Annotated in this window: 15 protein-coding genes; 1 reads left to right on the top strand and 14 read right to left on the bottom strand. The window is 71.6% G+C overall.

Annotation, left to right across the window (positions count from 1 at the left end):
- Positions 1-2 precede the first annotated feature (2 nt).
- The gene (locus tag VFR90_RS00655) at positions 3-347 is read left to right on the top strand and encodes a hypothetical protein (protein WP_326403970.1); all 345 of its coding nucleotides are present in this window, start codon (positions 3-5) and stop codon (positions 345-347) included.
- A 15-nt stretch (positions 348-362) separates the two neighbouring features.
- Here the strand turns inward: VFR90_RS00655 and VFR90_RS00660 are convergent, their stop codons facing one another.
- From VFR90_RS00660 to VFR90_RS00725, 14 genes are all read right to left on the bottom strand, one after another.
- On the bottom strand, positions 363-1,019 hold the full coding sequence (locus tag VFR90_RS00660) for a protein phosphatase CheZ (protein ID WP_414676471.1): 657 nt from the start codon (positions 1,017-1,019) through the stop codon (positions 363-365).
- Positions 1,020-1,043: 24 nt separating this feature from the next.
- Positions 1,044-1,439: a chemotaxis response regulator CheY gene (gene cheY, locus VFR90_RS00665; protein ID WP_326403972.1), complete on the bottom strand. Its 396-nt coding sequence runs from the start codon at positions 1,437-1,439 to the stop codon at positions 1,044-1,046.
- Between the two features lie 48 nt (positions 1,440-1,487).
- Positions 1,488-2,450, bottom strand: coding sequence for a flagellar motor protein MotB (motB, locus tag VFR90_RS00670; protein WP_326403973.1), 963 nt, complete (start codon positions 2,448-2,450; stop codon positions 1,488-1,490).
- 120 nt (positions 2,451-2,570) lie between these two features.
- Positions 2,571-3,431, bottom strand: coding sequence for a flagellar motor stator protein MotA (gene motA, locus VFR90_RS00675; RefSeq protein ID WP_326403974.1), 861 nt, complete (start codon positions 3,429-3,431; stop codon positions 2,571-2,573).
- Between the two features lie 217 nt (positions 3,432-3,648).
- The gene (locus VFR90_RS00680; RefSeq protein ID WP_326403975.1) at positions 3,649-4,620 is read right to left on the bottom strand and encodes a class I SAM-dependent methyltransferase; all 972 of its coding nucleotides are present in this window, start codon (positions 4,618-4,620) and stop codon (positions 3,649-3,651) included.
- A 32-nt stretch (positions 4,621-4,652) separates the two neighbouring features.
- A complete protein-coding gene (gene flhC, locus VFR90_RS00685) occupies positions 4,653-5,192 on the bottom strand; it encodes a flagellar transcriptional regulator FlhC (RefSeq protein ID WP_326403976.1) in 540 nt (179 codons plus the stop codon).
- A gap of 115 nt (positions 5,193-5,307) precedes the next feature.
- Positions 5,308-5,631 (bottom strand): flagellar transcriptional regulator FlhD, encoded by a 324-nt coding sequence (flhD, locus tag VFR90_RS00690; RefSeq protein ID WP_326403977.1) that lies wholly within the window; start codon positions 5,629-5,631, stop codon positions 5,308-5,310.
- A 231-nt stretch (positions 5,632-5,862) separates the two neighbouring features.
- Complete coding sequence (locus VFR90_RS00695) at positions 5,863-6,996, bottom strand: DegT/DnrJ/EryC1/StrS family aminotransferase (RefSeq protein WP_326403979.1); 1,134 nt, start codon at positions 6,994-6,996, stop codon at positions 5,863-5,865.
- A gap of 11 nt (positions 6,997-7,007) precedes the next feature.
- Complete coding sequence (locus VFR90_RS00700; protein WP_326403980.1) at positions 7,008-7,484, bottom strand: sugar 3,4-ketoisomerase; 477 nt, start codon at positions 7,482-7,484, stop codon at positions 7,008-7,010.
- A gap of 34 nt (positions 7,485-7,518) precedes the next feature.
- Positions 7,519-9,000 (bottom strand): hypothetical protein, encoded by a 1,482-nt coding sequence (locus VFR90_RS00705; protein ID WP_326403981.1) that lies wholly within the window; start codon positions 8,998-9,000, stop codon positions 7,519-7,521.
- The gene (locus VFR90_RS00710; RefSeq protein ID WP_326403982.1) at positions 8,997-9,761 is read right to left on the bottom strand and encodes a methyltransferase domain-containing protein; all 765 of its coding nucleotides are present in this window, start codon (positions 9,759-9,761) and stop codon (positions 8,997-8,999) included. Before VFR90_RS00710 ends, VFR90_RS00705 begins: the two co-directional genes overlap by 4 nt.
- Before the next feature lie 15 nt (positions 9,762-9,776).
- Positions 9,777-10,784: a GNAT family N-acetyltransferase gene (locus VFR90_RS00715; RefSeq protein ID WP_326403983.1), complete on the bottom strand. Its 1,008-nt coding sequence runs from the start codon at positions 10,782-10,784 to the stop codon at positions 9,777-9,779.
- A gap of 74 nt (positions 10,785-10,858) precedes the next feature.
- Complete coding sequence (locus VFR90_RS00720) at positions 10,859-13,597, bottom strand: hypothetical protein (RefSeq protein ID WP_326403984.1); 2,739 nt, start codon at positions 13,595-13,597, stop codon at positions 10,859-10,861.
- Between the two features lie 44 nt (positions 13,598-13,641).
- Positions 13,642-15,204, bottom strand: a complete 1,563-nt coding sequence (locus VFR90_RS00725; RefSeq protein WP_326403985.1) for a methyltransferase domain-containing protein — start codon at positions 15,202-15,204, stop codon at positions 13,642-13,644.
- Between the last annotated feature and the right edge of the window lie 82 nt (positions 15,205-15,286).

Below are 15,286 nucleotides of genomic sequence, written 5' to 3' on the forward strand. Positions count from 1 at the left end.
TTATGGTCGACGGGCGCCGCGAAGGGCGCATCGAAAGCCACGACGTGTCGACCTTCCCGAGCCCGCTGCACGGGCCTGTTCCGAGCCGCCGCGAAGCGCGGCCGGCGCGGCATGCGCGGGCGCGGCGGCTGCTCGCAGGGCAGGCGCTGGCGGCGCTCGCGTTCGACCTGGCGATCTTCGTCGCGATGGCGCGCCTGGGCTGGGAGCTGCTGATGCCCTGGAGCCGTGCGCTCGACGCGGCCGACGGCCTGTGGCTCGTCGGCCTGCTGGTGTGCGCCGGCCTGTGGGCCGCCTTCGTGACGCGGGATCTGTCGCGCTGGCAGCGGCTCGCGCGGCGGCGCCGCTGAGCGCAGGCCCGCCGGTCAGAACCCGAGGCTCGCGAGCAGGTCGTCGACCTCGCTCTGGTTCTGCACCACGTCGTTGCGACCTTCGGGGTTCACCACCGGGCCGTTGAGCAGCTCGAGCTCGGCCTTCGGGGCCGGCTTCGTCTGCAGCTCGGCAGGCGCGACCTGCATCAGCAGCTTCACGAGGCTGTCCTCGAGGTCGCTCGCCAGCTTCACCACCTTGGTGACCACCTGGCCGGTCAGGTCGTGGAAGTCCTGCGCCAGCATGATGTCGGTGAGGTGCGCGTCGATGCGCTCGGTCGCGGCCTCGACGTCGCCGACGAAGTTCATCACCCCGCCCGAGGCGACGGCCTTCACCGGATCGGCCACGATGGCCTTGGCCATGCGGCGCGTCTCGGCGGCGATGTTGGCGTGCTCGAGCTTGGCCTGGTCGACCGAGTTCAGCACCTTGTTCGCGGCGGCGGTGGTCTTCTCGGCGATGTAGTTCAGGCGGCTGCGCGCATCGGGCAGGCCGTTGGCGGCGTCCTGCAGCTTGGGCATCACGCCCAGGTGCTGCAGCGTGTCGTGCAGCTGGCGCGTGATCGCGCCCAGCTGCGCGAAGACTTCCGGCGAGGCACCCGAGGGCAGCGCGGCCGCGACCGCGGCGCGCTCGGGCGTGGCGAGGTTCATGTTCATGCAGGGCTCCTTCTTGCGGCGGGCTCAGGCGGTCGCCGCGAGCTTCTGCATGATCTTCAGTACCTTCTCCTCCAGCGTCGCCTTGGTGAAAGGCTTGACGATGTAGCCGGCCGCGCCGGTCTGCGCCGCGAGCACGATGTCCTCCTTGCGCGCCTCGGCCGTGACCATCAGCACCGGCAGGGCCTTCAACGCCTCGTCGGCCTTGATCGCCTTGAGCAGGTCGAAGCCGTTCATGTTGGGCATGTTGATGTCGCTGATGACGAAGTCGTAGTGGTTCGTCTTCAGCAGCTGCAGGGCGGCGGCGCCGTCCTCGGCCTCGTCGGCGTTGTGGTAGCCGATCTCCTTGAGCAGGCCGCGCACGATGCGGCGCATCGTCGAAAAGTCGTCGACGATCAGAAACTTCATGTCGGGGTTGCTCATGGCGGGGCGTCCTTGCAGGTCCGGCGGATGCGAAAAAGAGATGGGTGTCTATCGGCCGCCGGCCTCGGCACTTGAGCCGGGCTGCGTGGCGTTCACCACCGCCTGCGCGACGTCGAGCGCAGGCGGCTGCACCGAGTTGCCGCGCGCGGCGAGGTGGAAGCGGTCCTCCGCATCGCGGTTCATCACGATGATGCTGATGCGGCGGTTGATCGGGTTGAGCGGGTTGTCGTGGTCGAACAGCGCGCTGGCCGCGAGGCCCTGCACGCGCAGCATCTGGCCGTCGGCCAGGCCGCCGGCGATCAGCTCGCGGCGCGAGGCGTTCGCGCGGTCGGACGAAAGCTCCCAGTTGCTGTAGCCCACCGCACCGCCGCCGAAGGCCGCGGCATCGGTGTGGCCTTCGAGCGTCAGCTTGTTGGGCACCTGCGCGAGCACGCCGCCGATGGTGCGCAGCAGCTCGCGCATGTAGGGCTGCACCACCGCCGAGCCGCTGGCGAACATCGGCCGCGATTGCTCGTCGACGATCTGGATGCGCAGGCCGTCGGGCGTCATGTCGAGCCGGATCTGCGCACGCAGCTCGGCGAGCTTCGGATCGGCGGCGAGCTGCTGCTCGACCTTGCGGCTCAGCTCCTGCAGCCGCTTTGCTTCGGCCGCGGCCTGCTGCGCCTTGATCTTCTTCACCTCGTCGGCGTTCGGCGCATGCTCCGCCGCCTTGCGGGTCTGGCCGACCTGCTCCTTGATGTCGCGCCCGCCGCCCTTGATGACCGAGGTGGTGTCGCCCGAGCCCTGGCCGCCCATCAGCGAAACCTTGACCGGGTTGTTGAAGTAGTCCTGGATGCCCTTGCGGTCGCCCTCGGTGGTGGAGCCGAGCAGCCACATCAGCAGGAAGAAGGCCATCATCGCCGTGACGAAGTCGGCATAGGCGATCTTCCATGCGCCGCCGTGCGCGGCATGGCCGCCCTTCTTGATCCGCTTGACGATGATCGGCTGCAGCTTCTTTGCATCACCGGCCATGGCATGCCTCCTTCAGTCGAGCGCTCTCAACCGAGGTCCGCCGCGGATCCGGCTTGGCCGGGCCGCCAGCGGCGCCCCCTCGGGAGGCAGGAGCCGTAATCGGCGACGTGGGGGCCGACATCATTTCTTCCCCTTCACGTGGCCTTCGAGTTCCGCAAACGTCGGGCGCTCCGTGGAGTACAGCGTCTTGCGGCCGAACTCCACCGCGATCGCCGGCGCGTAGCCCTGCATCGACGCGAGCAGCGTCGTCTTGATGCACTGCAGCTCCTTCGTGCCTTCGTCGTTCTTCTGCTCGAGCAGGCCGCCCAGCGGCTCGACGACGCCGTAGGCCAGCAGGATGCCGAGGAAGGTGCCGACCAGCGCCGAGCCGATCATCCCGCCCAGCACCGCCGGCGGCTGGCCGACCGAGCCCATCGTGTTCACCACGCCGAGCACCGCGGCGACGATGCCGAAGGCCGGCAGGGCGCCGGCGAGCCGCATGATGGCCGCGGCCGGCGCGTGCGCCTCGTGGTGGTGGGTGTCGATCTCGCTGTCCATCAGCGACTCGATCTCGTGCGGATTCAGGTTGCCCGAGACCATCATGCGCAGGTAGTCGGTGATGAACTCCACGACATGGTGGTCGCTGCCCACCGTCGCGTACTTCTGGAACAGCGCGGAGCTGTGCGGATCCTCGACGTCCTTCTCGATCGCCATCAGGCCTTCCTTGCGGGCCTTCTGCAGGATGTCGAACAGCAGCGCCATCAGCTCCATGTAGCGCGCCTTCGTGTACTTCGAGCCCTTCATCAGCTTCGGGATCGCGCCGAGCACGGCTTTCAGCACCTTGGGCTGGTTGTTCACCACGAAGGCGCCGAGCGCGCCGCCGCAGATCGCCATCAACTCGGTGGGCATGGCATGAAGGATCACGCTCATGTTGCCGCCGTGGATGGCGTAGGCGCCGAAGATGCAGCCCAGCGCAACGACGTAGCCGATGACGAGGAACATGGTGCGTACAACTCCGGGTGCGCCGGCCACGGGCGGGCCGACGGAGGCATGGATGCAGTCGAGGTGCCGGTGTTATCGGCTTGCGGTGCCCCGACTTGAACGGTGTCTTGCGGCAGGTCTCCGTCGGAAAAAGAAGCGGCGGACCGTTGCCGATCCGCCGTCGAAGGCACACGGGAGTGCCGGAGGAGACACACACAGGAAAACGGAACCGAACTCCTTATCGGCGTTCGCGCCGTGGGCCCGAAGCGCGCGGCATGCGCACCGCGGCCGGCCGCGTGAACGATGCCGCGGCCCGCGTGGCCGGCGTGGCGAACGGCGCGCGGTAAAGCCAGAGCGCGCGGCCGTCGGGGGTGTTGAGCTGCTTGTCGGCGCTGAGCTCGAGCGCCGGGAATTCGAGGCTGACGAGCCAGGCGCCGTCGGGCAGTTCGGCCCGCGCCTTCGCCACCGCGCGCGGCAGGCTCTCCGGCCGCTGGAACAGGTAGACCATGCCGAGGCCGCGCCAGTCGCAGGCCCACATGTCGGCGTGCCGCACCTGCGCCAGCGCGCGGCGCGAGAACAACCGCGCGAGCAGCGCGACCGGCGCGCTGCGCTCGCTGCCTTCGAGCCGCGCCTGCGGGTAGGCGCGGCGCAGCGCCGCAAGGCCGTGGCCGAGGCCGCAGCCGGCGTCGTGCACGCGCGCGCCGATCTCCAGCGGCGCGTGCAGCGCCAGCGCGTCGAGCGCGCCGGCGGGCGTCGGGAAGAGCGGCGCGTCGCGCCAGGTCGAAGCGGGATAGACCAGCGCGAGCAGCACGAGCGGCGCGAGCCAGGCCCAGGCCGGCAGCCCCGCGAAGGCGGCGGCACCGAGGCCCGAAGCCAGCAGCGATAGCGGAAAGCCCAGCGCGACGATCGCGCGTCGCGTCGCGGTCGCCGCGAACAGCATCCACAGCGCGCCGAGCGCGGTCGCGGCGCATGCGGCCACGGCAAGCGGTGCACCGCAAGCCTTCAGCGCGGCGAAACCCAGCCAGGCCGAGCCCCAGGCCAGCAGGGCTTGCAGCGGCCAGCGTGCCGCGAGGCCCAGCCAGCCCGCGCGCGCGGCCTTGGCCCGCGCCGCGTCGCGCGGCGCGTCCAGCCGCGCCTCGTTCGCCGCGGTCGTGGCGAAAGGCAGGGCGCCGAGCCCGGTGCGCAGCGCGGAGAGGGTCGCGCGGGGCATGGTCGGCGCCTGCTCGTGTCGATCGCGAGGACTCAGTGCATCTGCAGCGAGCCGGCCGCCTTGCCCTTGCCCGCGCGCGCTGGCGGATTGCACAGGCCGCAAACGAAGTGCTTGCCGATCTCGTGCGGATGGGTGACGAAGTGGCCGTGGCACTTGCTGCACTCGGTCATCGTCAGCATGCCGTTGTCGACGAACTTCACCAGGCGCCAGGCGCGCGTGACGGACAGCAGCGCTTCCAGGCCCTGCGACTCGGTCTGCTCGAGGTAGAGCCGGTAGGCCTTGATGACGGTGTCGATCTCGTCGAGCTCGGCCACCTTGTTCAGGTACTCGTGGATGTTCAGGAACAGGCTCGCGTGGATGTTCGGCTGCCAGGTCATGAACCAGTCGGTGGAGAAGGGCAGCTGGCCCTTGCTCGGCGACTTGCCCGCGACTTCCTTGTACAGGCGCAGCAGGCGCTCGTAGCTGAGGTCGGTCTCGCTCTCCAGCACCTGCAGGCGCGCGCCGAGGTGGATCAGCGTCACCGCACGCTCGATCTGCTTGGCTTCGGTGAGGATGCTTTTCTGGCGGGCCATGGTGGACTTTCGGTGAGGTTAGACAGTCAGATCGCCGGACCGAGCGCCGGGCCGCTCCCAAGCCGGGCCGGCCCCTCTCGGAGGGTGGCGCGGTACGCCGCGCCGGGTGTCGTCATCAAGCGGCTTCGCGGTGGCGCCCGGCCATCAGGATGTTGGCGTGCAGGCGGCTGACGCCGTCGTTCGCCGCGCTCTTGCCGTGGTTGGTCAGCAGGCTCCAGACCATGTCGTCGTCCACGCGCATCTTGCACAGCAGCGTGTTGCCCGAAGCGATCTTCATCATCTGCGCCGGGCTCAGCAGGCCCAGCACGTCGGCGGTGTCCTCGCTGATGCCCAGACGGAACAGCGCCTCGTCGCGGTCCGAGCGGATGAGGCTCTGCGCCAGCATCAGGTAGGACAGGTTCGCTTCGCGGATTTCCATCAGGATCTGCTCGGTGTTCATCGCTTCGGTCCTCGGTGTGCGGCGCGGTCAGGCGTTGCGGTTTGTTTGGTCGGTGTTTGCGGTGTTGCTTTCGCGTTCACCGTGAGACGAACTGTAGAAACCGCCCCGCGGAACTTGAATCAGGCAAGCGCTGTTCGCGCAGGGCCGCGCACCCGACAGGCTTGTCGGCGAACTTCCTACAAGGGCAGGTCGGCGCGTGACGAACGTCACGCCCGTGCGCTCACCGGCGCTTCAGGCCAGTGAACGGCAGGCGTCGCGCACCGCGTCGATGACCGCGGCGACCTGCGCCGGCGCGAGGGTGGGGCCCATCGGCAGGCTCAACACCTCGCGGGCCCAGTGCTCGGCCAGCGGCAGCGGCTCGCGCAGCGCGAGGCCGGCGTAGGCGGCCTGCGCATGCGGCGGCGTGGGGTAGTGCACCAGCGTCGCGATGCCGCGCGCGGCCAGCGCCGCCGCGAGCGCGTCGCGCCGAGCATGGCGCACGACGAACAGATGCCAGGCCGACGCGAAGTTCTCGTCGTCGGCCGCCGGCAAGGCCAGGCCAGGCATGCCGGCCAGGCCTTCGAGGAAGGCGCGCGCGACCTCGCGGCGCTGCGCGTTGTCGGCGTCGAGCGTCGCGAGCCGCTCGCGCAGGAACGCGGCCTGCAGCTCGTCGAGTCGCGAGTTGACGCCCGCCACCTCGTGCGCGTACTTGGTGCGCGAGCCGTAGTTGCGCAGCAGGCGAAGGTGATCGGCCAGCGCGGCGTCGTCGGTCGTGACCGCCCCGCCGTCGCCGAGCGCGCCGAGGTTCTTGCCCGGATAGAAGCTGAAGGCCGCGGCGTCGCCGAGGCTGCCGCAGCGCTGTCCCCGATAGCGCGCGCCGTGCGCCTGGGCGGCGTCCTCGAGCAGCTTGAGGCCGTGGTGCCGGGCGATGTCGCGCAAGGGCGCCATGTCGGCCGGCCGGCCGTAGAGATGCACCGCGACGATCGCGCGGGTGCGCGACGTGATCGCCGCCTCGACGCGGCCCGCATCGAGGTTCGCGCCGTCGGCCTCGGGCTCCACCGGCACGGGCCGGGCGCCGGTCTGGCTGACCGCCAGCCAGGTCGCGATGAAGGTGTGCGCGGGCACGATCACTTCGTCGCCGACGCCGACGCCCCAGGCCCGCAGCACGAGGTGCAGTGCATCGAGCCCGTTGCCGACGCCCACCGCGTGCGCGGCGCCGCAGGCCGCGGCGAACTCGCGCTCGAAGGCGGCGGTTTCGTCGCCCAGCACCAGGTGGCCGCCGTCGAGCACGCGCGCGAGCGCACGCAGGTAGCCCGCGCGGTGGCGCTCGTTGATCGCCGGCAGGTCGAGGAAGGGCAGCATGGCCGCAACCGCGTCGGTCGCCATCGCGCTCGCGTTCAGCGCGGCTTGCGCCGGCGGTCGTGCACCGCGACCATGAAGTCGCTGTAGTCGCGCAGGTAGTCGGATTCGGCGAAGTGCTCGGAGGCCAGCACCATGCACACGCTGCCCGACGAGAAGTTGTCCAGCTCGCGCCAGGTCATCGGCGGGATGTACAGGCCGCGGTAGGAGCGGTTCAGGTGGATGCGCTTCTTCTCGAAGCCGTCGTCCAGCACGATGTCGAAGCTGCCCGACATCGCGATCACGAACTGGTGCAGCGCGAGGTGCGCATGGCCGCCGCGCTCGGAGCCGCCCGGCACGTCGTACAGGTAGTAGACGCGGCGGATGTCGAACGGGATCTGCCGGCCGGCCTCGATGAAGCTCAGGTTGCCGCGCGGGTCGGCGATCTTCGGCAGGTCGATCAGCTTGCATTCGCTCATGTGCGAAGCCGGCGCCTCGAGAGGCCGTTCGATGTCGATCACGCTGCTGCTCGTCATGGCGGATTCCGCGTTGGAAAGATCGAGGCTCAGTCTAGGCAGCCAGCGGTGCGCGGCTCGCCGGATCAGCGGGTTCAAAGCGGCGCTCTTCCCGTGCGAGCGACTCCTGCGCGGCCAGCTTGAGCCCCTGCACGATCTGGTCGGACAGCGAGGTCGCGAAGGCACCGGCGCTCGCCGCCAGCGTCTCGATGCCGGGCAGCACCTCGAGCATCCGCCTGCGTTCGCCGGCCTGCGCCGCGAGCGCCGCGGCGCTCGGCAGCGGCAGCGCGGCGGGCAGGTCGAGCAGCTTCGCGAAGCGCGGCTCGATCGCGTCGCCGGCGACCAGACCAGCGCGCGCCAGGTCGCGCAGCAGCGCCGCGACGATGGCTGCTTCGTCCTTCAGCGGCCCGTGCGCTTCGGCGCAGCGTTGCGGATGGGCTTCGATCGCGAGGCGCAGCTCGCCGGCCTCGCCGGCGCAGTCGCTCACGTCGGTGACGCGGTAGAAGCCGCTCGCCGGATCGATCGAGTGGACGATGCTGAAGGGCTGCGCGCGCGCCGTCGCCGAAAGCCGCAGCAGCAGCAGGCGCAGCGGCAGGCGTTCGTCGGCCGCCGGGCCGAGCGCCTCGCCGGCGGCAGCCAGCGCCTGGCGTGGCGCGTTGGCCCAGGCGAGCCGGGGGGCGTCGAGCCGGCCCCTGCGTTCGAGTTGCAGCGCGAAGCCGCGGCCGCTGCGTTCGAGCGCGGTGACGCGGTCGTCGATCAGCGTCACCCGCGCATCGCCGCGCAGGCGCTCGACCAGCGCCGCGCACAGCTCGCCGGTGCTCGCACGGACGGCGTGGCTGTAGACGGTGGGTGCCAGGCCGCAGGGCCGGCCTTCCAGCGCGGCGAGCAGCGTCTCGGGCCAGTACAGCGGCAGCCAGGGCATCCGGTGGAAGCGCGCGACGATGCCGCTCGCGGCGGTGTTCATCACTTGCTTCGCGAACGGCGCGAACACCGCGTCGTGCAGCACGCTGCCGTGGTTGATGCGCGAGACCGCGTCGTAGCCGGGGCCGTCGTCGCCCCAGCCGTCCTTGCGGCGTGCGTGCCAGCGCGAGGCGCTGCGCTCGGCAAGCGTCGCGCGAAGTTCGGCGCGCGCCGCGTCGGCGCAGGGCAGGGCGGTGAGCGCATCGAGCCGGTTGCCGAGCAGCAGGTCCGGCAGCCGATGACGGCCGGTCCACATCGTGATCGGCTGAACGTCGCGCATCGGCGCGCGCTCCTCAAGCCAGCCGCGCACCGCCGCGGTGAAGCGGCCGATGTCGTTGCGCAGGCCTGCGTCGTAGCTTTCGATCGCCGGCGGCTGCGCCGGCGCGCGGAACGAGGTGAACTCAAGCAGCACCGTCCCCAGGTCCCAGCGCCGGCCGTCGGCCTGCACGCCGGCGAAGTAGCCGCCCCACGGGCCGCCGGGATTGACGACGATCGTCGACCGCCCCTGCTTCGCGCGCGCTTCGGCGCAGACCAGCGCCGCCAGCGCCGCACCGACGATGACCAGCGGCTCGCTCATGAACCGGCCGCCGCGAGCCGCAGGTCCACATGGATCTCCGCGCCGAGCCCGGGCAGATGGCGTTCGAGCCCGCACAGCCCGTCGAGCATGCGTTCGTCGAGCAGGCCGTCGCGCGCCAGCCCAGCCATCTGCCGGTGGGTGAAGGGCTTGATGAAGTAGGAGCCGCTCGCCTCGATCGCGAAGCCGGCGTCGCGGCAGGCGGCGCTCAACGTGTCGAGGTCGTAGGTGCGCGTCTGCTGCAGCGCGCGCTGCTGGTCGGAGATGGCGTGGATCGAATCGATCAGTCCCATCTCCAGCGCCAGCAGCCGGTGCAGCGAGCGGGCGTTCGGCACGTTGACGTGCACGCGGGTGGCCGGCGTGCACAGCGCCGCGGTGGCTGCGAGCAGCGCCGCGGGCTGCGGCACCTCGTGCAGCAGGCCGCTGAGCAGGATGAGGTCGAAGTCGCCGCCGGCCAGCTCGGCGCCGGCGTCCTCCAGCAGCGCCTGCACCACCCGCACCCGCTCGCCGAAGCCCCGGCGCTGCGCGTGCTGCCGCGCCAGCGCCGCGAAGCCCGCGCCGGGCTCGACCACGCACCAGTGCTCGAAGTCGGCGTGGTGGTTGAACAGCGCGTCGTCGGCGCAGCCGACCTCGAGCACGCGCCGCGGTCGCCAGCGCGCCAGCGCAGCGAGCAGCACGCGCTTGCGCAGCCGCGCCATCGTCGGCTCGAAGTCGCTGGCGGCGTAGGCCTGCTGGTAATCGTCGATGTCGCGGGCGATGGCCATGGTGCGGATCCGTGTTCAGTCGAGGTCGATTTCGTAGGTCGGCATGACGGTGGTGCGCCCACCGAACATCTCTTTCTGCGCGACCAGGCCGGCGTTGAAGCCGCGGCCGCCGTCGAGGGTGGAGCTGCCGAAGCTAAGCCAGCGCTGCGTGGGCGCGGCGGCGTCGATCAGGTGCGCGATCACCGCGTCGAGCGCGCCGTGCTCGCGGCCTTCGTCGCCGCACGCCAGGTACTGCGTGTGCAGTGCGCCGGGGTAGCGGTAGGTCAGCGCGCCGGCCAGCGGCGCGGTGCCGTCGGGGCGGCGTGCGACGTGCAGCGCGATGTCCTCGGGAAAGCGCGCGGCGAGCGCCACGATCTCGTCGAGCCGATGCGTCGGCGCGGCGCCATGCCGCGCGGCGAGCACGCCGCTCAGCAGTTGCCAGTAGCCGGCCAGGTCGTCGCTGCGCTCGACCTGCAGGCCGGCGCGCCGCGCCTTCGCGAGCGCATGGCGCCGGCCCTTGGCCAGCGGCGGGCGGCGCGCCAGGTCGATCGTGGTCGCGGCCTCCATGCGCACGCAGCGTGCGCCGGCGCGGTGCAGCGCGAACAGTTCGTCCTCGGCCGGCAGCCGGTGCAGCGCATGCGGCACCGGCTTCGTCCGCAGCCGGCGCAGGCCGCGCGCGCGCAACGCGGCGGTCAGCGCGTCGAAGGCGTCGAGTGTCTCGTCGAGGCCGCCGGCCTCGTGCAGCAGCAGGCCGCCGAAGGTCAGGCCACCGTGTGAGACGAGCGTGTCGCCGCTTCGGTGCGCGGGCAGCGCCGCGCGTACCTCGCCGTTTCGCAACAGCAGCAGCGAGGCGTCGTCGAAGCGCTCGGCGTGGTAGTCCATGTAGCCGCGCTCGAACAGGAACAGGCCGTTGCGGGCGCGGCGCACGAAGGCATCCCAGCGTGCGGCCGCGGCCGGATCGTGGCGGTCGTGGTCGAGCACCTGCCAGCCGCTGGCGGCCGGCGGCGCGGCAAGGGCCGTGGCGAGGTCGAGGACGGCGCTCATGCGGCAGTCTTGCGCGCCGGCGAGGCGTGCGATGCGCGGAAATGGCGGCCGGGGCCGGCGCTGTTTCGCCGGACTCAGGCGCCGACCAGCGCCTGCAACGTCCGCTTGAACCGCTTGCGCGAGAAGCCGTCGTCGTAGAAGGCGCGCGCGCGCTGCGAGAGTCGCGCGTGCGTGCCCGGCTCGCCGAGCCGCGCCAGCCGCGCGGCCAGTTCGTCGAGGCTCGCCCAGCCCCATTCGGGGTCGGCGTACGACGAGTAGTCGGCCAGCAGCGAGCCTTCATCGAAGCCGCGATAGCAGAGCGTCGGCAGCCCGCAGCCCTGCGCCTCGATCGCGCTGCGCCCGCCTGAGACCGGCGCCGAGCCGATGTAGACCGCCGCGTCGATCGTCTTCAGCGTCCGCCACACCGAGGGCACGGTGCCCAGCGACACGAAGCGATCGCCGGCGATCCCACAGGCCTCCAGGTGGGCACGGATGTCCGCGAGCCAGCCGTCGTCGAGCGGGCCGATGTGGAAATGCCGGCCGTCGATCGCCGAGAGCGCGGTCGCCGCGATCCGTTGCAGCGACAGCGCGCCGTCGCGCGCGAACTTGGCCGGGTGGCCGGCCGTCGCGACGCCGTAGCCGCGATCGGCGACCGGCTTCGGGAACGCCTTGCGGCCCTGGTCGGCGACGAACAGCGCGAGCCAGGTCGCCGGCTCGGCGCGCCGCTCGCCGCACAGCGCCTGCAGGCTCGAGATCAGGTCGACGTGGCGGACGTCGGGCAGCGTGCAGCCGAGGCTCGGGTTGTGGTCGCCGTGGTGCATGAACAGCCGGCGCGGGCCGGGCTGCGCGAGCGTCCCGATGAAGGGAATCGGGTCCTGGTGGTGGTTGAAGTACAGCGTCGCACGGGGTACGAGGCGCAGCACCAGCTGGCGCAGCATCCGGCACTTCTCCCAGAGCGGGACGTCGGGCAGCACGATGAACTGCGTGTGCGCGAAGCGCTGGCGCAGCGCGTCGATCCGCGCCGGGTCGCGCGCGCCGTTGCGGAACAGGTCGGTCAGCACCAGCACCGGCTGCTTCATTTCGTGCGAGACCTCTTCGAGCACGCGCGTATGGCCGCCCAGGTCGTAGAGCTCGGTGGCGATCAGCAGGGGCACGCCGGGGGCGCCGCTGCGCGCGGTGCCGGGCTCGCGGCCCAGCGCCTGCGCGAGCTGGCGCATCTGGTCGTCGAACGCCGGGATGTAGAGCGCGCGGTGCCTGACGCCGGGCTGCGTGTAGCTGGCATGCACCGCCTGCACGATGCCGGTGGTCGCGCCCTCGTGGTCGCCCGCGTCGATGCGGGCCTGGATCGTGCGGGTCGCGGCCGGCAGCTCGAGGTCGCGATCACGCACGCGCCACGGCGGCTCGGCGCTCGCAGCCATGGCGGCTCGCGCGGGGGGCGCCACCGCCGGGCTCGCGGCGGGCCTGGCGGCCTCGACCCGCACGAAGTCCGCCGGCCGCGCGAGGAAGCGCTCGTCGATCGTCGCGCACAGCGTGGGGATGCTCTTGAAGGCCGGGTACTTGGCCGCGAGCGTCGTGGCCGAGCGCATGAAGGCTTCCGGCAACTCGTAGTCGGTGACCGAGTTGTGGAACAGCGGCAACCGCACGATGCGCGCGAACTGCCGGTGCTCGCAGATCGACGCGAGGCACAGGTCGGTGGCCCACAGGTGCCAGCCGAAGGTCGGATCGATGCGGTGGATCGAGCGGCGCGAGACGACGATCGCGACCTCGTCGATCGACATCGCGCGTTCGCTCGGCGGGTGATCGACCGTCTCGAGCCGGTCGACGACGAAGCCCGCCGGCTCGTAGTCGTGGGTCGTGGCGTTGACGCCCATGCCGACGAAGCCGATCAGCGTGCGTTCCCGCTCCCCGGCCGGCACCGCGGCCAGCACCGCGGCGAGCCGGTGGCCGAAGCCTTCGGGGAAGAAGGCGTCCTGGTGGCAGATCAGCACCCAGTCGGCTTCGCAGGCGGGCAACGAGCTCTCGAGGGCTTCGGCCGCGTGCGCGGCGCCGCGGCAGACGACGATGCGCGCTTCGACCTCGGCCAGCCCGGGCGAGGCTTCGACGTTGAGCCGCAGCTGCCGCTCGCGCGTGACCGGCACGACGACGTCGAAGCGGCCTTCGGTCGAGCCCGGCGGCGCGGCGTCGAAGGCGCGGCGCGCGGTGACGATCCATTCGTCGATGCCGAGCGTGCGCTCCACGGTGCCGTGCGGGATCGCGAGCGCGTCGGCGATCGAGAGCGCGGCCTGCGCGGTCGCGGTCTGCACCGGCGCGGCCGGGCGGCGCCCGGCGAGCGAGGGCATCCAGCCCGCGTCCATCAGACGCTTGTAGAGCGAAGAGATCGAAGGGGCCGCGCCGTCGCCGCCGTCGTCGGCGCTCAGGTCGCCTTCGACGATGCGCTCGATGCGTTCGAGCGACGCGCCGTTGGCCGCGCGCAGCACCAGCGTCGCGTTCGGCGCGGCATGGCGGGCGAGGGCGGTGAACAGTGCATCGAACGGGAGCGCGGCAAGGCCGCCGTGGCCGAGGCGCGGGCCGAGGACGATCAGGTCGAAGGCTTCGGCGTTGCCCGGCGGCAGCGCATCGGCTTCGTGCCAGCGGGCTTGCGGGTGCTCGCGCAGGTAGGCCTCGCGCAAGCCGCTGGCGGCACAGCCGAGCGCGAGCACGCGCGCCGCCGGCGGCATCACCGCGGTCAGCGCGGCGTCGACGCGCGCCGCGGCGCGGCCTTCGCCGCGGGCGCGGCGCAGTTCGATGCGCGGCGCGGCGGCGCGGGTCGCTTCGCGCGGCAGTGGCATGTTCATGGCGGGCTTTCAGGCGATGGCGAGCGTCGCGCTCGGGCGAGGGCTCAATGCACGAGGTTGACGCCGGCCTGCGCCGGCCCGAAGTGACCCGGATGCGCGCCCGGCTCGTCGAACGAGCCGGCTTGCGAAGGCAGTTCGTCGTCGGGCAGCGCGAAGTCCGCGCGCATCGTGCGCGCGACCGTGCGCTCGCGCGGCGTCGTCTCGATCTTGCGCAGCGTGATGCGCATGAAGGCGGCGCGCTCGTGCGGGCAGGGTTGCACGTTCACGTCGAGCCAGCCGGAGCGCGCGATCTCGAAGCGGTGCTCGAACCAGCCGAGGTACCAGAACCAGTCGGTGTAGTAGAGCCAGGAGTTCTCGTTCATCGCGCGCAGGTGGGTCGGGTCCTGCCAGGCGGTCAGCGCGCGCTCGTAGGGCACCTCGATCTCGACGGTGCCGCCCGGCGCCAGCAGGGCGAGCAGGTTGGTCATCAGCAGCGGCAGGTCGGGCACGTGCTCGAGCACGTTGTTCGCGTAGATCGTCTCGACGCTGCCTGCCGCCAGATGCAGCGGGCTGCCGTAGCGGGTGACGGCCTCCACCGGCCACTGCACCTCGCGGCCGAGGTCGAGCACGAGGTCGGGCTGGGCCCGGTCGATCACGTCGAGGTTGAGCCAGCCGGGCTTGTAGTCCTTGCCCGAGCCGAGGTTCACCTGCTTCGGCCGCCAGGCGCCGGGCTCGCGACGCTGTGCGTGGCCCTGCGCGAAGCCGCAGGCGAAGGCGAGCAGATCGGCATAGGCCTCCGTCGCGTCGGTGGTGCGCCAGGCTTCCAGCTTCGTGCGGGCCGCGTCGAAGAACGCCGCCGTCTTGAACTGCTGCGCGAAGAAGGCCTCGGGCGCGGCGGCATCGAACCAGAACACCGTGTCCTCGAAGGCGGCCGGCGGCAAGGTGTTCGGCCCGCGCTCGCTGATCACCGGCGTGCCGAGCGAAAGGCAGTGCGATGCGCGCACCTGCTCGAAGCGGCTGCTCTCGTAGAAGTGCATGTTCAGGACGGCCTTCGACTGGCGGATCCAGTCGTCGCGCTCGGGGCCGTACAGCGGCGCATCGAACAGCGCGACCTGCGTGCCGCCCGCCTCGATGCGCTCGATCAGCTTCGCGCGGCGCTCGTTCATGCTGCCGAAGAACAGCAGGTCGATCGGGCGCTGCTCGAGCGGGATCGCTTCGACGCCGGCGCCGAGGTAGGGCGCGTGCAGGAAGGGGACGATGGGCACGTCGGCCGCATCGACGCCCGGCGCGAGGTAGGCCGCGACGTTGGCCGCGTCGTAGTCGGCCACCGCGGAAGTGCGCAGCAGCTCCAGGTAGGCCGCGCTCACCTTCGCGCCGCCAGCGCCCAGCTGCTCGAGGTTGAAGAACACGCAGGCGTGGCGCGTCGTCCATTCGACCGGGAAGCCAAGGTGCGCGCCGAAGACCAGGTTCACCGCGTCCTCGCGCAGGCGGTTCTTCGCGATCGTCACCCGTGCGCCGAAGCGGCGGAACTGGTGGCGCAGGAAGCGCGCCTGATCGACGAAGCCGAGCGCGTGCACGTAGCCCGCGGGCTGCATCACGCAGAGATGGAGGTCAGGCAGGGAAGACATGGTGGAGGACGCGGCGAGCCGAGGTTGGCCCCCATTTTTCGTGGGCGGGGTTGCGGCGCATGCCCGGAACAAGCGCCGCTTT

Origin of the sequence: Methylibium sp. (assembly GCF_035762065.1) — a bacterium.
GTDB lineage: Bacteria > Pseudomonadota > Gammaproteobacteria > Burkholderiales > Burkholderiaceae_C > Methylibium.